Source organism: Rufibacter sp. LB8 (assembly GCF_014876185.1).
Classification (GTDB): Bacteria; Bacteroidota; Bacteroidia; order Cytophagales; family Hymenobacteraceae; genus Nibribacter.
Genome location: NZ_JADALJ010000001.1, coordinates 4,472,753 through 4,493,682 on the forward strand (window position 1 = coordinate 4,472,753; position 20,930 = coordinate 4,493,682).

The following is a 20,930-nucleotide window of genomic DNA, read 5'->3' on the forward strand; positions in this document are numbered from 1 at the left end:
AACTAAAATCGGTTGCCTCCGTTTTTAAATTTTTTCGTTTATCTGCTCTGTTTTGAAAATAAGGCCGAAAACAGGAGTGAAAAATCAGTGCTCTTTTAAAAAATGCTATGCTATTGTCCAGCGCCGAGGAGCAGTAGTTGCCGTTTTTGGCTTCATTTTCAGAAATGAGCCCGAAAACAGGGCACAAAAAAAGAGCACCTTTTTGGGGTGCTCCTTCATCTATACATGATTAGGATTTAGTTGGCTTCACCGGCTTTGGCGTCATCATTTTTGATGGACTTCTTACGGCGGGGCTGCTGGCCCATTTCCACCTTCCCGAAGCGGTAAGAAAAGCTCACGCGCACGTTCCGGTTGAAGTTGTAGTTCTCCGTGTTCTGGATGAAATTGTCGTTCGCCAGCTCAGAAGTAAACTTAATGGACTCCGAGAACGGATTGTCTATGCCCACGCTCAGGCTGCCTTTCTTCTCCCAGAAATCTTTCTTCACGCTCACGCTCGAATAGTAAAAGCCCGAGAACTTGCCCTGAATGCTGGGCCTTGGCGAGCTGTATGAGCCAAACGCCTGTAACGCCAGGTTTTTCCCGAAGTCATAGCCCGTGTTCACGTTGAAGCTGTACTGCCACGCGGCGTTGCTCTGGATGGTGCTTGTCAGGTCAATGTAGTTCAGGTTCAGGCTTCCGCCAATGTTCCATTTGGGCATTGGTTTGGTGTTGCCCGAGAAGCTAAGGCCGTAGGTGGCGTTCTTTCCAATGTTAAAGAAAGTGGTGTAAGAATTGCCCGATCTCCGGAGGTATTCTTCCGGGGCGTTTGGCTGCACATTTGCATCATCTACCAACGTGCGCACGTTTTCAATGGCATTGTTGGTCTGGCGCCAGTACAGAGACACGTTCACAGAGCTGGTCTTGAAGTAATTGCTGTAGCCCACTTCATAAGAGTGCGTGAGTTCAGGCGATAATTCTGGGTTCCCGAAGTTGTAGTTGATGTTGTCCTGCGTGTTCACAAACGGGTTCAGGTACCAGATCTGCGGCCGCTGAATACGCTGCGTGTAACCCGCCCTAAACGTCTGTGATTTAAAGGAGCGCGAAATCATGACGTTGGGAATCAAGTTGTTGTAGTTGTCTTTGAACGATGGCATGACCGGGGCAATGTAGTTGGCCTGCAAGTCTGTGTACTCAAAACGCACGCCAGACTTTACCTGGTAATTTTTAAGAAGTTTGAACCCGTAAGAGGCGTAGGTGGCATACACATCCTGGTCATAGGCGAAGGCGTTTGCGTCCCTACTCGTTTCCTGGTTAGTGCTGCCATTGAGGGTGCGGTACTGGGCGTCACTTTCGGCGTGCCGAAGGATGGCTTTGGTGCCCACTTCCAGCAGCGTTTTGTTCTTGAACGGATGCGTGTAGTCTACCTGGTAGGTCATCTCGCGGTTAAAGCCGGTGTTGGTGTTGCGCACCAGGTTGTCTATCAAGTCATTCTGGTCCTGGTAAATGTCTTGGTTAGACAGAATGTTCATCTTTCCGTTGGTCCATTGGCCCAGCACCGCCAGTTCCTGCTGCGGTTTGAAGATGTGGGTGTAGCCCATGTTCAGGTCCAGGGAGTTGTGCTTGTTGCGGTTCTCAGAGTTGGTGTAAATGCTCTGGTTGCGGCTGGCATCATTCCGGAAGGTGGTTACGCTTGATTGAAAGCCATTGTTGTTGAACTGCCCCTGGTAGACATTGATGCCCGCATTGATGGAGTTGCTGGAGTCTAGGTCTGCGTCAAAACCAAACTGCCCAAAAATGCCGCCGCCCTGTCTGTCAAATCGTCCTTCCTGCCGAAGCGTGTTCAGGAAAGCCTCATTGCTGGCATTAGGGAGATTGGACCTCTCCAGTATGTTTTCGCCTTTGTTGTTGTATTGCTGGTGCGTGCCCAGGTTAGCGGTGAACCCAATCTTGCCTCTGCGCACGTTCACGTTGGCATTGCCGTTGGCGTTTCTGTTGCCGCCAGACAATGCCACGCTGCCGTTCACGCCGTACATGGTGTTCTTCTTAGTAATGATGTTGATGATCCCGGCGGTGCCTTCGGCGTCATATTTGGCAGAAGGGCTGGTGATCACTTCCACGCTTTTAATCATGTCTGAGGGAATCTGCCGCAACGCGTCTGCCACGCTGTTGGCCATAATGCTGGACGGTTTGTTGTTGATGAGCACCCGCACATTGGAACTTCCGCGCAGCTGCACATTTCCGTCAATATCAACCGTGAGGCTTGGTACTTTCTTGAGCACGTCAGAGGCGTTGCCGCCAATGTTGGTGATGTCCTGCTCGGCGTTGTAGACCATGCGGTCCACTTTGTCTTCCACCAGCGGTTTCTCACCCACCACGGTCACTTCCTGCAGCTTGTTCAAGATGGGCTTGAGCAGCAACCGGCCCAATTCCACATCGGCGTCTTTCTCTGAGAGCGTGAAGGCTTTGCGGGTCATGGTTTCATAGCCAATAAAACTCACCGACAAGGTGTAACTCCCGAAGCCCACACGGTTCAACGTGAAACGTCCGCGGTCATCGGTCACGGTGCCGTCCACGGGTTTGCCGGTGGCCACGCTTATCAAAGAAATAGTGGCGAATTCAACGGGCTTGGAGTTGGTGGAATCCAGTACCAGGCCCGCAATTTTACCGGTGCCGCGCTGCTGTACGCTGGCCACAGAAGGCGCGGCGGTGGGGGCGGAGACAGGCGAAGGGTTCTGAGCCAGAAGCGTGGTGTTTGCCCAAAGCAGGCAAAAGGCTAAAATTGATAAAAGACGCATGAAAGGGTTTGAAGAAGTGGAATAAATTAGTGTATAGATTTAAAATTCAAGGAGTTGCGTTCGCCGCCAGGCGCATCTTGTGCAGAGGATTGGGGCAAAAGGTTTCCGTTTTCGGGCTCGTTTTCAGAAATGAAGGCAAAAACGGACATCTGGGTCACTGGTGGTAAAAGTAGAAGGAAGTACAACCGCCACCTGGCAAATACTACGGGTGGCTGTTAGATTAGTAGCTGAAGTTCTGAGGTACTTACAACAAAGGTAAACTATATCTTTCAGACGGTTAAGTACAATTATTTGGCGCGGAGCAATTCTACGTTCATGCCCATGCCCGCCGCCGGAATCTTGCTCCATTTGCTCTGGCTGGCATCTTTGTGATACGCCGTCTGGAACCCGGGCATGGAGGCCGGAATGGTCAAACTTAGGGAATGCGTCTTGGGCAGCGCGTCAATCCACTCCAGCGAAATGACGAAGTCCTGCTCCACGTAAATGTCATAAGGTTCCAGGTCCACGTTCATCCAGCCGGTTTTTTGGTCGCGCACGGTCACGTAGATGGCTTGCTTCAAGAGGTTGTCCCCGGGCTTCCCGTTTTGCAGGACGTACACGTTCAGCCTGAATTTAACCATGTCATATCTATTAGACCTGAGGCAGAAATTGAGTTTGCTCAGCAGTGATTGCTTTTTACCGTTGTTGATGTGAATGCCGATTTCGCGGCCCAGGTTGGCAGCCAGGGGGCGGGGCATGATAATAAAGCTGTGCGAGAAATACGTGTCTGGCTCCAGGGTGCCGCCAATCTGTTTGGTTTCCCAGTTCTTGGGGTTTACTTCCACCTCAGCCAACGCTACCGGCTTACTGGTTAAGGTGATTTTGAGGGGCTTGCTCACCAGGGCCTGTTGGTGCAGGTCTTCCACGTTCATGTCTTTCGGCTCAAACCCGATGGCGGAGAAGCGTACCATTTTGTCTTGTTGGCCCGCCGGAATAGCCAAACTGAATTCACCTGAAGAACTGCAGATAGTACCGGTAGAGGCATTCATAAGACCCACGCTGGCGTAGGCCACGGGTGTCTGGTTGTCACTGGAAACCACCAGGCCTGAGATGGTAATGGCTTGTGCGGCGGGCGGAGTAGAAAGTGATGGAAAGAAGGCCAGCCAGCTGGTAACCAGAAAAGAGAAGACAAGGGGGAAGGCCATGCAACAGAGAATTAAAAGCGAAGTTTTACATCAAAATTGTTGATCGCCTCTGCCTGCCCCTGCGGTGTTGTGGTTCTAACGGGAAGGATCTGCCGCGTATTGTATATAGCCGACCACTATATTTTCAAATCACTATTTAAAGATAAGTGCCTTTCCCGTTTTTGGGCTCATTTCTGGAAATGAAGCCGAAAACGGGCGGCACAAAAAAAAGGGAGACCGCTTTTCAGCCATCGCCCTTTCCTTGCATTTAGGTGAGGTGCTTATTGCACGCCGCCGTTCCCATCGCCTTGCTTGGCGTCATCATTCTTGATGGATTTTCTGCGCTTGGGCGGACCTTGCTGCTGCATCTTCCCGAAGCGGTATTCAAACGACAGCCTAAAGCCGCGGTTGTACTGCGTTACCAAAGACTCGGTTCTGAAAGGCAGGCCCGTGGTTTGATTGTTGCCGGCCAGCTCGTTCTCAAACCTGATGGCTCTCCTGAACGGGTTGTCCATGCCCAGACTGATGGCGCCTTTCTTCTCAAACAGCTCTTTTCTGATGGCCAGGTTGTGGTACGAGAACGAAGAGGCTTTGCCCTGCAACTGGATTCGGTCTGAGTTGAACCCGCCGGAGAATTGCGCGCTCAGCCCTTTGCCAAATGTATAGCCCGAGCTCACGTTGATGTTGTACATAAGCCCGGAGTTTGACGCAAACGGCGCGTTCAGTTCCACATAGTACACGTTCACGTTTCCATTGATGTTCCAGGCGTTGATGGGCTTGGTGGAACCAGAGAAACTCATACCGTAGGTTTTGTTTTTGGCAATGTTGTTGAACGTGACAAATGTGGTATCTCTAATCACCTCAGAAACGCTCTCAATGGCATTGTCTGTGACGCGCATATAGGCAGACACGTTCAAAGAAGTAGTTTTGAAAAAAGTGCTGTAGTTCAACTCATAGGCATCTGTGAGTTCAGCGTCTAGCCTTGGGTTACCAAACACCACCAGGTTAGGGCCCTGCTGTTGACGGTACGGGTTCAGGTAAAACAGCTGAGGCCGCTGAATGCGCTGGGTAAAGGTGGTGCGCAGTTTCATGTTGGGTTTTAAATCATAGGCCAGCGTAATGTTGGGAATGAAGTTGTCATAGTTGGTGGTGAAATCCTGGGCTGGGTTCACAAAGTCACCGGCCACGTCTGTGTACTCATACCGGCCTCCAAAGCGCACCTGCGTTTTTTTGTTCAGGTTGAAGCCATAAGACAGGTACGTGGCCAGCACGTCTTGGTCATAAGAAAAGGCGCTGTTCAAGTCTATGCCATTGTAAAGCGATTTACTGGACACGTCTCGCAGAATGCCTTTGGCGCCCACCTCCAGCAAGGTATTCTTGGGCATGGGGTGCGCGTAATCTGCCTGAAACGTCATTTCTTCATTGAAGCCTTCGTTTTCATTGAGCGTGATGGAACGCAGGCCGCCTTCTAAGTTATAGCGGGTCTGGTTCACTTCGTTGTCTTGGTCGGTTTGGCTGTAGAGTGCCAGTAAGGTCAGTTCCTGCTGCGGTTTCTTGAACTGGTGGGTAAAGTCCAGATTCAGGTCCATGCTCAGGCGCTGGTTGTTGTTTTTCATGGACAGGTTGTATTGGTCTACCTGCCGGGGCGTGGTGAAAAGCGTGCGGCCTTCGTTCTGGTCAGCTTGCGTAGTGTTTGACAGTTGGTGAGAACGCATCTTGAACTGGCCCGTGTTCACCCGTATGCCGGCGGCCAGGCTATTTTTCTCATTGAGGTCATAGTCCAGCCCCAACTGCCCAAACCCAAACATACCGTCAACCGCGCTGGTGCCCAGCTGGGAAATGTTGTTCAAGGCTCTTCTTTCTTTCTCCACCACAGACGTGTTGGGGTTGTCGCCTTCTTCCTGCGGGGTGTTGGGGTTGTCTTTGATGTCGGCCTGGTTGATCTGGGTGATGTCCATGGCGCCCTTGCTATAGAACCTGTTCACCCCAGCATTCACGTTCACGCCCAGTTTGCCTTGTTTTATGCCCAGATTGGCGTTGCCGTTACTGGCGCGGGTTCCGCCGGTCAAGGTAACGGCCCCGGTTATGCCCTGCAGGCTGTTTTTCTTGGTCACAATGTTGATGATACCGGCGGTGCCTTCGGCGTCATACTTGGCACCGGGGCTGGTGATCACTTCCACGTTCTTAATCACGTCTGCCGGAATTTGCTTCAGGGCATCGGCCACGCTGCCGGCCATCATGGTAGACGGTTTGCCGTTGATGAGTACCCGAACGTTGGCGCTACCGCGCAACTGAATGTTGCCGTCCTGGTCCAGTGACACCGAAGGAACTTTCTGCATCACGTCGGCGGCGGTTCCCCCGGCGTTGGTGATGTCTTTTTCGGCATTGTACACCAGGCGGTCCACTTTATCTTCAATCAAGGGTTTTTCGCCCACCACCGTCACTTCCTGCAATCTTGTCTGAGAACTGGCCAATGAAATACGGTTCAGATTCACGTTCTGGTCATCTGCAGATACGGTTACCTGGCGCAGGTTCTTGGTCTCATAGCCAATAAAGCTGATGTTGAGCGTATAGCTGCCGTTGGCCACGCGGCTCAACGAGAAACGGCCCTTGTCATCGGTGACGGTGCCATCTACGGTTTTGCCGGTGGCGGTATGGATCAAAGCAATAGTCGCGAATTCTACCGGTTTGGCCGACGTGGAATCTACCACTACGCCGGAGATTCGGCCGATGCCTTGCTGCGCAGACACGGCCGGGGCAGTGCTGGCCGGGGCTTGTGCCCAAAGCGGAGCAGTGCCAGCACAACTTAACAAAGTGACAAGAAGAAGTTTTTTCATGGGTTGGGTTAGGGTAAGGCTTAATCTGAAGGTTCTCCCAGGCCACAACCCAGCGCACGTGTACCGGTCAACAACGTGCGGGTGGGCCCTGTCTGGCTTCAGTTGGAGCATTAGTAGAAGCCCATTTGGTAATATTACAGACCACCCCCAAAAAAGAATCTTTTTAACATAACGTTAACAAATGCCCGCTGCTACCTGCCTCAATTGGGCTTACAACCGCGTAATGCCCCGTTTGTTTTTTATTTAGCCGGCAAAAATCTGGGTAAGAATTTTTGTGGGAAATGGAATTGTTTCTACTCCGTTTTCGGGCTCATTTCCAGAAACGAAGCCGAAAACAGCCAATTAATTTTGAAGGCGCTGCAACGTTTACCAAGCTGCGTAGTCTTTGAAGTAGAAGGAAGAAATTCGGACGGAGTGCCCTCCGGAAAAAATTCTTCCGCACACCTTTGTAAACACAACCATCAACCCCTATGAACCGATTTCTGACATGCTTTTTCCTGCTGGCGCTGCTGCCTTTTTTAGCGCAGGCCCAAACCACCGTCACCGCCGCTGAGATTCTGGCCAAGATCAACAAAGGCGAGGCCGTGTCTTACCAGAACGCCACCATCACCGGTAACCTGGACCTCACCAAGTTGCAGAACATGGCCCTCAAGCCAGACAAGCCCGGCACCAACACATACAACAGCAAGGAATTCATCAGTACGGTTACGGCGCCCATCAGCTTTAAGAACTGCACTTTCACGGGCAACGTACTGGCCTATTTCAACCCAGACAACCTGCGCGACAAAAGCCTGACCGAAACCGGCAAGAGCCTGAACGAAGTGTACAATACCGTTTTTAACAAGGAAGTTCGGTTTGAGAAATGCGTGTTCACCGCCGAGGCCGCCTTCAAGTACGCCGAGTTCAAAGACCAGGTCTCCTTTGCGGGCAGTTCGTTCAAGAAAGAAGCGCTTTTCAAGTACACCAAGTTCAGCCAGTCCACCGATTTCAGCAACACTGCCTTTGAGGGCATGGCCATTTTTAAATACACGAAATTTCCGCAGGAAGCCCTGTTCCAGAACGCGGTGTTCCGCCAGGAAGCCAGCTTTAAATATGCCCATTTCCCGCAGGGCGCCGACTTCAGCACGGCCCAGTTTTCCGGCCTCGCCGATTTCAAATACGCCAACTTCGCCGGCAAAACCGACTGGCAAGGCACCGCCTTCCACGCCGGCCGTGACATTAAATACACCAAAATGAAAGATTCGCCTTTCAAAGACGCTGCCAGGAAGGAGAAAGTCAGGTAGCGGCCCTATCTGGAATTTGTTGGACCACCCCCGGCCCCTCCTACAACAGGAGGGGAGTTTTTTGGAATGCATGGGCAATGCGTGGGTGACAAGGCGGTGCCTGGTCTCTACGGTTTCCGTTTTCGGCTTCATTTCCTGAAATGAGCCCTAAAACAGAACCGCGCACCTTAAACCAAAAACGCTCCGCTGGTATGTCAGCGGAGCGTTTTTAATGCTTAAATCTCAGAAGAATTAATAAATCAAAATACCTATCACCGGCGTGGCCGGCGGAATGTCTTTCACTTTGAGTTTGGTCCAGCGGCTAGACGGAATGGCACTCATGTCCAGGATGAAACTCATGTTCTGGTTTTTCACGATGGCCACAAAATTGTCTTCGCCAATGCCCACGCTGCTGACCTGAAACGCCTCTTTCACCGTGCCGAAGGTGCTGCCAATGCCCACGCCCTCAGGGGTTTTGAATGCGGGGTTCAGAACTGTGATGCGTGATACTTTGCAGGCGGTGCCGGTGCATTCCTGCTCCAGGCGCAGGTCGGGGCGGCGGCGCTCGCCCAGCAGTTCATAGGCGGTGGTGGTCATGCCTTCCTGGCTCAGCTGGATTTCCTGCACTTTGTTGAGGCCATAGAGCTCGCGCACTTTGTCAATGGTCATGCCAATGGTCACGGCGCCGGCCTGGCCTTTGTGCAGCGTGAGGTTGAACAGCGGGTTGGTGGCCGAGGGCGGGGTAGAAGCCGTGGACGTGGCGCCGGGCAGGCCTTCGTCTAGCGTGGGGTCTGCGGTGGAACCGGCACTGTCTGGGTTGGGCGATGTTTTCTCCACGGTTTCGTCATAGACCTCGGCGGCGGCTTCTTCCAGTTTAGATTCTGTGGCGGCTTGGTCATTGGTTTCTTTCTGGTTGCAACTGGCCAGGGCCAGCAGGCAGCAGAAAAAGAGAGCGGGTATTTTCATAGAAGGCAGAATTCAGGCGCAATGGTACAGGTATTCCACCCATAACGCAAGGGCTTGGGAGCAAGTTGCAGGATAATGTTTGGCTATGGCGCGTATACAAGGTAATTTCACCCCAAAACAAGTGTACCCACCATGCCAAAAAAGCCCTTAATCCTGGTTTCTAATGATGACGGCATCACCGCGCCGGGCATCCATACGTTAGTGAAAGTCATGCGCCGCATTGGCGAAGTGGTGATTGTGGCCCCAGACGGGCCGCAGTCGGGGATGGGGCACGCCATCACCATTGGCAACACGCTCCGGCTGGACCGGTCCCTGGCGTTCCCAGACCTGGAGGCCTACGAATGTTCCGGCACCCCCGCCGACTGCGTGAAACTGGCCAAGCACCACGTGCTCAAAGACCGGAAGCCCGATCTGGTGGTGAGCGGCATCAACCACGGCTCCAATTCCAGCATCAGCGTGTTGTACTCGGGCACCATGTCGGCGGCCATAGAGGCGGCCATTGAGGGGTTGCCGGCCATCGGGTTTTCGCTCTGTGACTACGGCCATGACATTGATTTTTCGCATACCGAAGAATTTGTGGAGCGCATTACGCGGCAAGCCCTGGAGCACGGCGTACCGCCCGGCGTGGCCCTGAACGTGAACTTCCCCAAGAAATCTAGCCAGCCCATTGCGGGCATCAAAGTCTGCCGGCAGGCCCGCGCCAAATGGGAAGAAGAGTTTGACGAACGCAAAGACCCGCGCGGCCGCGTGTATTTCTGGCTCACCGGCAGCTTCGTGAACCATGACAAAGGCGAAGACACCGACGAGGCCGCCCTGGCCCAGAACTACGTGAGCGTGGTGCCTTGCCAGTTTGACATGACCGCCAACCACGCCATCACGCTGCTCAACAATGACTGGAACCTGAACCCCAGCGCCAAACCCACTAAAGGCTCCAAGAACCTAGAAAGCGGCGCACAGGAAGGCTAGGCGTTTTCTGGCTCATTTCTGGAAACGGAGCCAAAAACACAATCTATAAACACAAAAAAGCCGGACTCCTCAGTCCGGCTTTTTTTAATGGGGCAAATCGAAAAAAAGTTTATTTCACCAGGATTTTCACGGAACCGCCTTTGCCGTCTACCAGGTAGCGGGCAATGTACAGACCGGGTGCGTAACCGTTCAAAGAGATGGTTTTGCTGCTGGTTTCTTTCACTAACACTCTGCCATTGATGGTGTAAATGGTCACCGCAGAGCGGGCACCGTCTACCAGCAAGGTTTTCTCCACCACGCGCACTGGTTTTTTCTCCAGCTCAGCTTTAGACGAAGTCACGGTTTTGGACACAATAATAGAGCCGGTACCTTCCATAAAAGCGGGGTGGGTGGTGGCAGAATAAGTGCCTTCGGCCATGTCTGTGCCGTTCAAGGTGAAGTTGGTCACTTTAAGGGCAGTGTTCAGGATTACTTTGCCGGAGCCAGAAACGGTGAGGTCCAGGTTCTCGCCGGCGGCTTTCTCATGCGCGAAGATGACTACGTTGTTAGCACCCACAGCTATTTTCCCGTTCCCGAAGGAATTGGCGCTTTCGCCCACCAGTTTGGTGACAGACTCAGCCACGCCGTTGGCGCGGGTCAGGTCCCAGGTGCCGGTGAACGCGCTGTTGTCACCTTTCAGTAGCATGTTGGCGGTGGTGGCGGGCGTGCCCCGGGTGTTGTAGATGGTCATTTTGCCAGCGCCCTTGGTCATGCCCAGCAAATGGAACTGATGGCCGCCCACTGCGGTGCTGCTGCTGTTGATCTGTACCAGCATGTCGCCGGTCACGGTTACCGGTGCATTCAAAGAGAACAGAGCGTTGCTAGTGGCGTAGGAAATTCTGGAACCGGTCAGGAACTCAATTTCGCCGGTGGCGGAATGGGCGCCGCGCATGCGTAAGTTACCAGCACTCTGGAGGATCAGCTTGGCCGGGAACACGGTGCCGGTGGTCTCTATTTCGCGGTTGACCAACACGGTTTCGCCGGCCTCCGGCATTAGTTGCGGCGAAAAGTGCGCGGGCACATCCCAGTTGCCATTGCTGCCACCCACAAAGTTGAACGTGCTGGGTCTGCCCACAATAATTTTGCCGGTGCCGCTGATCAACGAAGAGTTGGTGGCAGCGGTGTACTCGCCCATGGGCTGCATTACGTTGTCAATAAAGAACTCACTCAAGGTCACATCGGCGTTTAACACCAGCGCAGACCCGGCTACCACCCGCAGGGCAGACCTCGGCTGAAAGGCGCTGCTGTTGCCAATAGTGAGCGTTGCGCCGTTCTGCACAGAGATGGCCCCTTTGCCCAGGGCATTGGCGGCGTTGGCCTCTAGCGTGCCAGCTTTGATCACCCAGTTGCCCGAGAAGTTGCTGTTGTCTCCGGTTAACACCACTTTGCCGGTGCCTTCTTTGCTGAATTCATGTACGCCGGTGAGTTGGGCGCTGAGGGTAAGTGTATTAGAGCCGGTGAATTTGTTTACTTCCTTGGTGGAGATTTTACCGCCCAGCGTTACGTCTGCGTTGTTGGTGAGAGTGGCGTTGCCAATGGCCAGGTAGGTTACGGTGCTGTTGGCAGTCACATTAAAAGTAGCGCCATTCTGCAAAGTCAAATCTGCCAGAAAAGTACCGCCCGTTGCCTGTATCTCATGGGTGCCGCTCACGGTGGCAGCCTCTGCCACGGCAGGCACGCCGTTGGGGTTCCAGTTGGCGGCTTCCATCCAGCCTTTTGTAGCAGCGGCACCCGTCCAGACAAACGATTGCACGGCCGGGGCCTGCGCTGTTGGGTCCCAGTTGTCTGCGCCGCCCATCACTTTCTGAATGGTATAATTTGTAGCTTCCTGGGCGGTAATGGCCCGCAAACCTATCCAGTTAGCCCGGCCCGCCATGCTGGCTCCGGGGCCGGTGTTGTTGTACTCGTAGAGTTTTAAGTCTGGGCTGGTGTCTGCGTAATCCATGCTCCATTTGTCGCCCCAGCCTTCTGGGTGCACCATGTCAGAGAATTCAGAATTCATCCAGACCACGTGCGGGTATTCATGCCAAGGGCGGCCCAATCTGAACTTCACGCCGTCATCTCCGGCGCGGGGGCTGTTGGTGGCATAGGTGAGGCGGCTGTTGTTGAAGACGTAGCCGTAGGTTTGGGTTCTGGGGTGCGAGGGAGCCGTAATCCAGCCGCCGCCCCAGCTTCTGATTTCGCAGCGCTCAAACCAGGCAATGCCGCTGCCATAGATATAGTCTGTACGGCCCATAATAAGGCAACCCTCAAAGTAACTGCGCTTGGGCTGCCAAAGGTAAATAGTGTCTTGGTAGCCTAGAAAGTTACAGTTAATGAACACGTTCTTGTCGCTGGTCACGGTAATGGCCTGCGCCTGGCCCACCGGACCCGCGGTGTTCTGCACCGTTAAGTTCTCTGCCCTGAAACCGTCACCGGCAATGGTAAGCGTGGCCGAGGTCCTGATGTTCTCCCCAATCCATTTGGCGGCATCAGCGGTGGGGCACTTGCCGGTGGCGCAGTCATAAATGTGGTAACTGATGATGGTTTGCTCGCGGCTCTCGCCCAGGAGCGTGAGGTTTTTCTTGTCACCGGGCACTATGAGTTTCTCAGTGTTGTACAAGCCGCGCTTGATGTAGATGACCGTGCGGCGCTCGCTGTTGGAGGGCACGGCGTTGATGGCATCCTGAATCTTGGTGAAGTTGCCGCTGCCGTCCAGAGCCACCACAATGTCGGCGGTAGGGTTGGCCACGGCGCCCAGGCTCAGGAGCAGAAACAAGAGCAGTGGGAAGCCCTTAAAGAGTTGCGTAAAGTTTTGCATAGCGTGCTGTTAGGTGGTTGAATTTGTAGTTTTTAAATGAAAACGATCTTCTAAAGTATTGTTTAAGAGATAGAAAAGCAAGCGGAAGCAAGGCAGGGAGAGGGCCAGAAATTGCATTTGTTGCACAATCGATTGCGCAAAGACTCCATGGACTTACGTGAGCCACAGAAGTGCATCAGAAACCAAAATAAGACAAAGTTATGCCAACGGTTGCACAAGGCTCTATATTTTGTGTTTCAGATAGGATTTAACCAGGGGCGATGCTTTTGCTTGCCGAATTAAATTAGCGCGGATAAATGCGCAAAATTGAAGGAATAGCGCGAGATAATAATTTGAAAAATTTTCTGTTTTGGGCTAAAAAATTTCAAACCCGGCAGAATGCGCAAGGTTTAGGAGATGGATTTTGCGATTTTGTTCACCGGTAAACAAATATCTTATTCTGTGACAAAGTCTATAGTTCTACTATTATGCGCTTTTGAGAACATCTGTTCTTTTGGGCAAGTACACGCTGAATATTGGAGATTACAGGTAGGAGTACCTTTTGCGTTTTGGGGCTCATTTCTGAAAACGAAGCCAAAAACGGAAGCAAGGCAGACGAGGTAAACCACTACAGGAATATAACAAACCTCTGCACACAGAAACGCCCGCTTGCGGTAAGGCAGGCGGGCGTTTATATCTGAGAATGGAAGGGCTTAGCTTTGAGCCGCAATCATTTTTTTCTTGAGGTTTTGTACCGGGCCAAAATGGGCTTTCTTGATGGTGAGGCCCGCTACTTTTAAATGCACTTCTACCGGCGCTAACTTTCTGGTCAGGTCAGAGGCTACCACTTTCCCGAAGAAATCTTTGGCGTCTTTGGAAGCTCCTTTGTCAAAGGCATGCTTGGTCAGTTTCTTGGTGATGGGCAGCCCCGGAATGATTTGATAGGTAGTACACACCACTTCATACGACGGCAGAAAAGGCGTAATCGCTTTTTTGAAAAAACGCTTCATAGAATATTGCTATAAATAAGGGGTTTGAGGTATCGTAAACCAAAGGTAGGCTTATTTTAGTTTACTTTATCAAGGGATGGTAAAATTTTAGATTCCGAAAATCGCACCCTGATTTCCAGCAAACAAAAACTCCCTTCCGTTTTTGGGCTCATTTCTGAAAATGAGCCCGAAAACGGAGGGGAGCTTGAGAATCACGCCCGGCGAAAACCAAGCGAGACAACTAGAAATTCAACGCGAAGCCCAGGCCCGTGCCCGTGGCTTTGAATTGGTACTGAATTTTAGCCGGTTTCACCAAAGTGCTGGCGGCGGCGGTGTTGTAGAGGTTCACGGCGTTGCGGGTTTGCTTGTTGGCTTTCACGGTAAACGGAATGGAGATGCCAATAAAGCCGGCTCCCACGCCCGCCAGTGTCCAGTTGGCCTCGCCACCGGCCAGAGCCGCCCCGACTGGCCAGCCTACTAACGCGCCGCCAATGCCGCCCATAATGGTGGCCCAGGTGTTGTTGGTCTTCGCTTTCCTGAATTCCTGCAGGGCAGGCTCATGGGAGGCGAATGCTTGGGAAGCCTCGTTCAGGTTCAGGGTTTTGTCGCCTTGGGTCACCATCACGCTGCCAAAGGTGGACCGCACGCTCAACGGTTCTTTGGAAAGCGTTTGGGCCGAGGCATCGGAAAAGGTGACCAGCAAAACCGCCAGCGTTAGTAAAAAGTGTTTCATAAAGGGTTGGGTATGGGTTAGAGAAATAAGCAGCGGGCCACTGTGCCATTAAAGGGAAACCACCACAAGTTCAAGGCCAGGCAAGCATTTCTGGCGGCAAGCCATGTACTGTGCAAAGCTTGCCGCCAGAATTTAGTTGATTTCTTTGTATTCCTTTACCACCGGCAACGCACTGCCCATCACTTTCTGCCGGAATGGGTTCCACTGCGTGGTGAAGAAGGAGTTAATCTGCCCGATGGCTGCTTTGGTCAAGGTCTCGGTCTGTGCCAGCAACTGATTTTCCGTAGCCGTAACGGCCTCCGTTCTGCCAGAGATGTAGGACCGCGCCTCCTGCAGTTTTGACAAAGCCGTCAAGGAACTTGGCCTGCCGTAGCCCTGACGGCTCAGTCCTTTGCCCTGCAGTAGTTCCTGGTAAATTTTGATGGAGTCTTGCATGGCCCTGGCGCTGCGCTGAATATCTCCTGCCTCTCTACCTCCGGCGGCGCGCGCCTGGTTCATCACTGCCTCCGCAGCGGTATTGGCTTCCTGCAAACGGTCAAGCACCTGCACCAGTTGTTGGCTGCTTTGGTTCAGGCGATCCAATAGCGCTCTTCGGGCCACCACGTTTTCCTGGTTGAACGGCATTCTGGGGTCGGGTTTCACGGTCACGAAGGTTGAGTCTTTGGCACCGGCGTACTGCATCACCACTTTGTAGCGGCCCGGCAAAACCGGACTTCCCTGGGGTTCGCCCGCATTTCTTCCGCCACGGCCACCGCCGCCCGGCTGACGCACGCCCCGCTCCGTCAAATTCCAGCTGATGCGCTGGAAACCAAGCGAAGAGTCCGGGGCCTGCCGCAAGTTCCGGATGATCTGGTTCTGTTCGTTGTAAATACGCACTTGCACCGAGTCTACTCGGTTGGAAGGTTTGGGCGCAACTGGAGCGGCAGTGGAATTCACGGCTGTACCCGCAGGCAAAGAGGTTGGCATTGAGGTGCCGGTTTCCTTGTTCTCCATCATGGCCGGCATGGCTTTCTTAGGCGTTCCTTTTTTAGTAGGAGCCGGGGGTGGGGTAGATGCTTTAGGCTTGATGTAATACCCAATAGAAGCACCAGTAGGTTTGTTGGTAGCCTGGTACAGATTATCAGCTTCTGAGCCGTAGCCTGGGGCCGAGGCATAACTTGCCAGATAAGCTTCTGCGGGCTCAAATACGGCAAAAGGTTTGTCCAGCACTTTTCCGCCGGAAGCCGCCAGTTGGCGCAAGGGTTTGATGTTGTCCAGCACGTAAATGGCGCGCCCAAATGTGCCGATCACCAAATCCGCTTCGCGCTCCTGCATTACCAGGTCAATCACCGGAACTGCCGGTAAGCCATTCGTCCATTGGGTCCAGTTCTTGCCTTCGTCCATGCTTACCCAGAGGCCATGCTCTGTGCCGGCAAACATCAGGTTGGGTTGGGTGGGGTCTTGCAGAAATGCGTGCGCGTAGCCTTTTACCTTGGAGCCGTCTACCAGGCGCGTCCAGGTCTTGCCATAGTCAACGGTGCGGTAAATGTAGGGACTGAAATCTTTGCCGTAGCGGTAATGGTTGGCCACTACAAAGGCTTCGCCGGCGCGGTGCTTGGAGGCTGTGATTTGCGGAATCCAGGCGCCCACGGGCAGGCCGGGCAGGTTGTTGCGGAGGTTGGTCCACGTTTTGCCGCCGTCGCGGGTGAGCTGTACGTGACCGTCATCGGTACCTACCCAAAGCACTTCTTTCTCTAAATAACTAGGCGCGATGGTCAGAATGGTGTTGTGGTTTTCCGCGCTGGTCACATCTAAACTCAAGCCACCGCTTTCCATCTGTTTCTGTTGGTGCGGAAGGTTGCGGGTTAAATCAGGCGAAATAATCTGCCAGGTCAGGCCTTTGTCAGTGGATTTATGCAGGAATTGGCTGGCGTAATAGACGGTGCCTTTGGTGTGCGGGTCTAAGGCAATGGCAGCGTTCCAATTAAACCGAAGTTTGGTGTTCAGGTCGGGCGCGGTAGGCTTGATGCCCATTGTCTTGCCGGTTTTTTTGTCATAATAGGCCAGGTTTCCGCCCTGAGACATAGCATAGCCGTAGCGAGAATCCTCAGGGTCTGGCACCACGTCAAAACCGTCGCCGCCCAGCAGGGTCTGCCAGTAGTAGTTACGCAAGCCGCCGCGAGTAAACGTATAAGCGGGACCGGTCCAAGAGCCGTTGTCTTGCAGGCCACCATATACGTTGTAAGGCACTTCGTTGTCCACGTTGATGTGGTAGAACTGGCCCAGCGTCAGCATCTCAGGGAAGCTCCAGGTTTTGCCCCGGTCCCGGCTAATTGCCAGGCCGCCGTCATTGCCGTCAATGATGAAGTTGGGGTTTTCGGGGTGAATCCAGAAGGCGTGGTGGTCGGCATGCACGGCATCCATGGAGGCCGTGACGGTGAACGTCTTGCCGCCGTCCTCACTCACCGATACGGGCTGGTAGAGCATGTAAATGCGGTTCTCGTTCTTGGGGTCCACGTAAATCTCGTTGAAATAGAAGGCGCGGTTGGTCACAATAGACGGTTCCTCGGTCACTTTCGTCCATTTCTCTCCGCCGTCATCAGATTTGTACAGCCCGTTTTTGGTGGCCTCTACCATGGCGTACACGCGGTTGGGCATGCTTCGGCTCTGGGCCAAGCCCAAACGCCCGAAGTACCCGGCCGGAAGCCCGTCTGCCGCGCCTTTCTTTTTCCAAGTTTTGCCGCCGTCATAGGTGATGTACAAACCCGAGCCCGGACCACCGGAATAGAAATCCCAGGGCGTGCGGCGGTGTTCCCACATGGCCACGATTAATTTGTTGGGGTTGCTGGGGTCCATGACCATTTCGGCCACGCCCGCTTTTTCATTGGTGAACAGCACGCGTTCCCAGCTCTGCCCACCGTTGGTGGTTTTATACAGGCCGCGCTCCGGGTGCTCGCCAAATGGCAAACCAATCACGCCGGCGTACACCACCTCTGGGTTGCTGGGATCAATAAGAATACGGTGGATGTTGAAGGTTTTCTCCAGGCCCAGGTGTTTCCAGGTTTTGCCGCCGTCTATGCTTTTGTAGATGCCGTTGCCCATGTTCACCGAGTTGCGCGGGTTGCCCTCACCGGTGCCTACCCAGACCACGCTGGGGTTGCTCTGCTGCACGGCAATGGCCCCGATGTTGATGTTGGGCTGGTCGTCAAAAACCGGGTAGAAGGTGGTGCCGCCGTTCTCAGATTTCCAGACGCCACCGCTGGCCGCGCCCACGTACATGATGTCTGGGTTGGTCACCACCGCGTCAATGGCCGTAATACGACCACTCATGACGCCGGGCCCAATGCTGCGGGCTTTCATTTGGTTGAACTGCGCCACCGGCACTTTCTGCGCCACGGCCGTGCCGCCCGTACAGAGCAGCGCCGCGCACAGCAGCTTGGGTAAAAGTTTCTTCATAGAGAAGGAGGTTGTTTGTTAGGTTGGTTTGGGAACCTAAATGTAAGCAACCTGCCCCAGCTTTGGAAGAGCGCGCGGGGATTTCCGTTTTTGACCTCATTTCTGGAAACGGGCCCCAAAACGGCTATTCTTTAGAATGTTGAGGTGATACGTTTTTATTCTGCTCTTTGGATTCTTTCTGGGTTCTGCCTTGTGTCAAAGACGGCTGCTACGTTAACGGTGGCTGGGTCAACCCAGTAAATTATCTTGTAATTACCTTCCACTAGATACCTGTATTCTTTTTGCCTTTCGGTAAGCAAAGGTTCGCGCTGACCAAGCTGTGGGTGCTTGGCTAAAGCCGATGTCCTACGTACCAGGCCTTTGACTAATTTTCGGGCAACCGGGAGGCTGGCCGTTGTCTTGTAGTAATCAAATATGTCTTCTAACTGTCTGGTTGCGGTATATGTCCAGAGAACTTTTAGGTCCATGTGTCAATGTCCTGGTCAAGTTCAACAGTGTCTTTCACTCTTCCGTTAACCGCATCCTCCTCGGAGTTGTCAATCATTCGGTTAAAGTCAGTCAGGGATAAAGGGGCAAGTCTTTCTGCGAAAAGCTTCTTTTTCTCTGAGTGCAGTATCTGCTCAAACTTCGCGATGATATTCTCATTATTGAGGCGCAAAAATTCCTGCACAAAGTGTATTTTTCTCGCTTGTAAGTCCATGCTATTGCTCATTAAGTAAAGATAGGTAAAATACAGAATACGAAAAAGCAGGTTTTCTCGCTTCATTCTTGTTCTTCATTATTTTATAGGCAAACAACCTGCCCCAGCTTTGGAAGGGCGCGCGGGGATTTCCGTTTTTGGGCTCATTTCTGAAAACGAGCCCGAAAACGGCTAGTCTTCCAGCTTGAAATCTGCCTGAAACCGCAATTGCCCGTCGCGTTTGAGAATGTAGGACAAGACTTTCTTGTTGGGCGACAGCTGCAAGGTCCATTCATTGGTAGCCGCCGCCGGAATCAGTTGCGCGGTATACGCATCTGCCGGAAAACTGTGGCTCAGCGACGTGCCGCCCACCTTGGCATAGCCGCCGTACATGGTCACCGAGTCTGGCGATCCGTCAGCGTGCCGGTGATCGTGCTTGAGCAGCAGGCCGTTCTTTTTATGGAACGTGAGCAGCCACGTGCGCGATTTGTCTTCGCCTACCCAAAACGGCACCCGCAGTGAGTCTTCGCCCGCCTTCTGAATGAAGATGCGCAGCTCCTTGCCGGCAAACGGGTCATTGGCCCGCAGCGGCGTGACCACCGTGCCTGTGTAGGATTTCCCGTGGTGTTTTTGCAGGGTTTTCAGGAAGTCCTTCTGCGGTTTGGGATTGGGTTGGAGAAGGAAAAGTAATGCAAAGAAGGAGTGGAGGTAGAGGAGCATGGGGTAGTAGAAAGGGTTAGTTTTTTATCAGGTTGATGATTAGTTTTATGATAGTTTCCCGCTGTTCTGGTAAACTTTGTGCCACCGCCAATGCCAAAGCGACTAATGCATTTTCATTTATTTTTTGTTCTTGGTTTGCTTCGGTTAAATGATAATTGTTCTGTTCCAGAAACCAAACAAATACGAAGGACCCAATCCTTTTATTGCCGTCACTAAATGGATGTCCTTTAATGATAGAGTATAACAACTGAGCGGCCTGCTCCTCAATAGATGGATAGGCTAGTTCTCCAAATACCGTCTGTGAAATACTACCCAATATTCCTCTGAGAGAATCATCTTTTTCTCTGCCAAATAGCTCACTTGCCTCCTTTCTGGCAATCAATTCTTTCTTAAGTTCTGCTATCGCGTTGATAACATCATCATAGTTGATGGAATAGATAAGGTCTCTGTTCAGGTCCTCTGTCAATAATTCGTCTCTATCATACCTATCTAATAATTCAAATGATTTAGAGTACTTGGTTATGATAGATAAGAGCCCTTGGGTTAAGACCTTCTGGCCTTCATGAAATTCTTGGTATAGATTGTCAATGGTACTTTCAAGTTCAGCTATTTTCTCTTTTTGCTTTGAAAGTAGCTCGGTGTTTATGGAATACCCGTTTATTAAATACTCTTTCAGACGCTTGGTTGCCCACTTCCTGAATTCTATACCTCTCTGTGATTTGACACGGTATCCAACTGAGATAATAACATCCAGATTGTAGTAGGTAAGGGTACGCGTTACTTCTCTGCTTCCTTCTTTCTGAACTTGGCGGAAATCCCGCCTAGTTGCAGCTTCATCAAGTTCGCCCTCAGCGTATAGGTTTTTGATATGTTCGCCAACAGTTCTTCTAGCCTTGCCAAAGAGTTCTGTCATCTGCTGCTGGGTGGCCCACACGGTATCCTGCTCACCATCAACCACCACTTGAAACTCCACTTCTTTGTCTGTAGAGGTGAAGAGTGCTATGTCAGTATAAGATGGAGTATTATTATTCAATTTGTTCAAAATCAAAATTTAGTGAGTTCATAGAACGAAAATTCAGCAGTGTGCTCATGCTGATTTTAGGACGCGCCAAGAGTGGGATTGCCTGACTCAATTAACTTTATCAATTCTTCCCAGCTTCCAACTAATTCATTTTTAAAACTTTCAGGATTGAATTGCCTGACATCTGTCTTGTTTCTTTTCTGTCCATTTCTTCCTACCCCTTCTTCCCACTTTTCATGTCCAGATTTTATTTTGTTGGCTAAAATAGTGGAGTTAACAATAAAGTATTCAGGACACTTTTGTCTGTCTATTGGTAAAGAAACAAATATGAAAAATTTATTTTTAGAGTGTACTTCCTCTACTTTTTTATTCAGTATCCATTTCTTCTTGCCTTGGGTAGTTTTAACTTGTATTGAAATCATGTTTTCACCACTAAGACTACTGACTAAAATATCAACCCCATCAGAGTTTCTTAAAGTTATGGCCGCTAGATAGCCCCTTCTTGAGAGTTCAGCAGCAACATAGTATTCACCAGCAACGCCAGATAATTGAGAACCAATCTTCATA

Annotated in this window: 15 protein-coding genes; 2 read left to right on the top strand and 13 right to left on the bottom strand. The window is 52.0% G+C overall.

Annotated features, from left to right (window positions below; genetic code table 11):
• Positions 1-236: 236 nt before the first annotated feature.
• The 3 genes from IMY23_RS18695 to IMY23_RS18705 form a co-directional block, all read right to left on the bottom strand.
• Complete coding sequence (locus tag IMY23_RS18695) at positions 237-2,774, bottom strand: outer membrane beta-barrel family protein (protein WP_192823536.1); 2,538 nt, start codon at positions 2,772-2,774, stop codon at positions 237-239.
• A 287-nt stretch (positions 2,775-3,061) separates the two neighbouring features.
• Positions 3,062-3,958, bottom strand: coding sequence for a carboxypeptidase-like regulatory domain-containing protein (locus IMY23_RS18700; RefSeq protein WP_192823537.1), 897 nt, complete (start codon positions 3,956-3,958; stop codon positions 3,062-3,064).
• Positions 3,959-4,218: 260 nt separating this feature from the next.
• The gene (locus IMY23_RS18705) at positions 4,219-6,774 is read right to left on the bottom strand and encodes a TonB-dependent receptor domain-containing protein (RefSeq protein ID WP_192823538.1); all 2,556 of its coding nucleotides are present in this window, start codon (positions 6,772-6,774) and stop codon (positions 4,219-4,221) included.
• 470 nt (positions 6,775-7,244) lie between these two features.
• Between IMY23_RS18705 and IMY23_RS18710 the strand changes: the two genes are divergently transcribed.
• Positions 7,245-8,057: a pentapeptide repeat-containing protein gene (locus IMY23_RS18710; protein WP_192823539.1), complete on the top strand. Its 813-nt coding sequence runs from the start codon at positions 7,245-7,247 to the stop codon at positions 8,055-8,057.
• Positions 8,058-8,288: 231 nt separating this feature from the next.
• Here the strand turns inward: IMY23_RS18710 and IMY23_RS18715 are convergent, their stop codons facing one another.
• Positions 8,289-9,002 carry a hypothetical protein gene (locus tag IMY23_RS18715; RefSeq protein ID WP_192823540.1) on the bottom strand — a complete coding sequence of 238 codons (714 nt, stop codon included), beginning with the start codon at positions 9,000-9,002 and terminating at the stop codon, positions 8,289-8,291.
• Positions 9,003-9,134: 132 nt separating this feature from the next.
• Between IMY23_RS18715 and surE the strand changes: the two genes are divergently transcribed.
• The gene (gene surE, locus IMY23_RS18720) at positions 9,135-9,968 is read left to right on the top strand and encodes a 5'/3'-nucleotidase SurE (RefSeq protein ID WP_192823541.1); all 834 of its coding nucleotides are present in this window, start codon (positions 9,135-9,137) and stop codon (positions 9,966-9,968) included.
• A 109-nt stretch (positions 9,969-10,077) separates the two neighbouring features.
• Here the strand turns inward: surE and IMY23_RS18725 are convergent, their stop codons facing one another.
• The 9 genes from IMY23_RS18725 to IMY23_RS18765 form a co-directional block, all read right to left on the bottom strand.
• The gene (locus tag IMY23_RS18725; RefSeq protein ID WP_192823542.1) at positions 10,078-12,807 is read right to left on the bottom strand and encodes a pectinesterase family protein; all 2,730 of its coding nucleotides are present in this window, start codon (positions 12,805-12,807) and stop codon (positions 10,078-10,080) included.
• Between the two features lie 692 nt (positions 12,808-13,499).
• A complete protein-coding gene (locus IMY23_RS18730; RefSeq protein WP_192823543.1) occupies positions 13,500-13,796 on the bottom strand; it encodes a hypothetical protein in 297 nt (98 codons plus the stop codon).
• Between the two features lie 220 nt (positions 13,797-14,016).
• Positions 14,017-14,508 (bottom strand): hypothetical protein, encoded by a 492-nt coding sequence (locus tag IMY23_RS18735; protein ID WP_192823544.1) that lies wholly within the window; start codon positions 14,506-14,508, stop codon positions 14,017-14,019.
• Positions 14,509-14,640: 132 nt separating this feature from the next.
• A complete protein-coding gene (locus IMY23_RS18740) occupies positions 14,641-17,943 on the bottom strand; it encodes a hypothetical protein (RefSeq protein WP_192823545.1) in 3,303 nt (1,100 codons plus the stop codon).
• Between the two features lie 155 nt (positions 17,944-18,098).
• Entirely contained in the window at positions 18,099-18,410 is a 312-nt protein-coding gene (locus tag IMY23_RS18745; protein WP_192823546.1) for a type II toxin-antitoxin system RelE/ParE family toxin, read from the bottom strand.
• The gene (locus tag IMY23_RS18750; RefSeq protein ID WP_192823547.1) at positions 18,401-18,643 is read right to left on the bottom strand and encodes a hypothetical protein; all 243 of its coding nucleotides are present in this window, start codon (positions 18,641-18,643) and stop codon (positions 18,401-18,403) included. Before IMY23_RS18750 ends, IMY23_RS18745 begins: the two co-directional genes overlap by 10 nt.
• A gap of 171 nt (positions 18,644-18,814) precedes the next feature.
• Positions 18,815-19,342 carry a hypothetical protein gene (locus IMY23_RS18755; RefSeq protein WP_192823548.1) on the bottom strand — a complete coding sequence of 176 codons (528 nt, stop codon included), beginning with the start codon at positions 19,340-19,342 and terminating at the stop codon, positions 18,815-18,817.
• A 16-nt stretch (positions 19,343-19,358) separates the two neighbouring features.
• Positions 19,359-20,375: a virulence protein RhuM/Fic/DOC family protein gene (gene rhuM / locus IMY23_RS18760; protein ID WP_225986553.1), complete on the bottom strand. Its 1,017-nt coding sequence runs from the start codon at positions 20,373-20,375 to the stop codon at positions 19,359-19,361.
• A 65-nt stretch (positions 20,376-20,440) separates the two neighbouring features.
• Positions 20,441-20,929, bottom strand: coding sequence for a hypothetical protein (locus IMY23_RS18765; RefSeq protein WP_192823549.1), 489 nt, complete (start codon positions 20,927-20,929; stop codon positions 20,441-20,443).
• Position 20,930: the final 1 nt, after the last annotated feature.

Excerpts from the sequence above, each read along its gene's own strand:
- IMY23_RS18695 (WP_192823536.1), bottom strand. The coding sequence starts at position 2,774 with ATGCGTCTTTTATCAATTTTAGCCTTTTGCCTGCTTTGGGCAAACACC.
- IMY23_RS18700 (WP_192823537.1), bottom strand. The coding sequence starts at position 3,958 with ATGGCCTTCCCCCTTGTCTTCTCTTTTCTGGTTACCAGCTGGCTGGCC.
- IMY23_RS18705 (WP_192823538.1), bottom strand. The coding sequence starts at position 6,774 with ATGAAAAAACTTCTTCTTGTCACTTTGTTAAGTTGTGCTGGCACTGCT.
- IMY23_RS18710 (WP_192823539.1), top strand. The coding sequence starts at position 7,245 with ATGAACCGATTTCTGACATGCTTTTTCCTGCTGGCGCTGCTGCCTTTT.
- IMY23_RS18715 (WP_192823540.1), bottom strand. The coding sequence starts at position 9,002 with ATGAAAATACCCGCTCTCTTTTTCTGCTGCCTGCTGGCCCTGGCCAGT.
- surE (WP_192823541.1), top strand. The coding sequence starts at position 9,135 with ATGCCAAAAAAGCCCTTAATCCTGGTTTCTAATGATGACGGCATCACC.
- IMY23_RS18725 (WP_192823542.1), bottom strand. The coding sequence starts at position 12,807 with ATGCAAAACTTTACGCAACTCTTTAAGGGCTTCCCACTGCTCTTGTTT.
- IMY23_RS18730 (WP_192823543.1), bottom strand. The coding sequence starts at position 13,796 with ATGAAGCGTTTTTTCAAAAAAGCGATTACGCCTTTTCTGCCGTCGTAT.
- IMY23_RS18735 (WP_192823544.1), bottom strand. The coding sequence starts at position 14,508 with ATGAAACACTTTTTACTAACGCTGGCGGTTTTGCTGGTCACCTTTTCC.
- IMY23_RS18740 (WP_192823545.1), bottom strand. The coding sequence starts at position 17,943 with ATGAAGAAACTTTTACCCAAGCTGCTGTGCGCGGCGCTGCTCTGTACG.
- IMY23_RS18745 (WP_192823546.1), bottom strand. The coding sequence starts at position 18,410 with ATGGACCTAAAAGTTCTCTGGACATATACCGCAACCAGACAGTTAGAA.
- IMY23_RS18750 (WP_192823547.1), bottom strand. The coding sequence starts at position 18,643 with ATGGACTTACAAGCGAGAAAAATACACTTTGTGCAGGAATTTTTGCGC.
- IMY23_RS18755 (WP_192823548.1), bottom strand. The coding sequence starts at position 19,342 with ATGCTCCTCTACCTCCACTCCTTCTTTGCATTACTTTTCCTTCTCCAA.
- IMY23_RS18765 (WP_192823549.1), bottom strand. The coding sequence starts at position 20,929 with ATGAAGATTGGTTCTCAATTATCTGGCGTTGCTGGTGAATACTATGTT.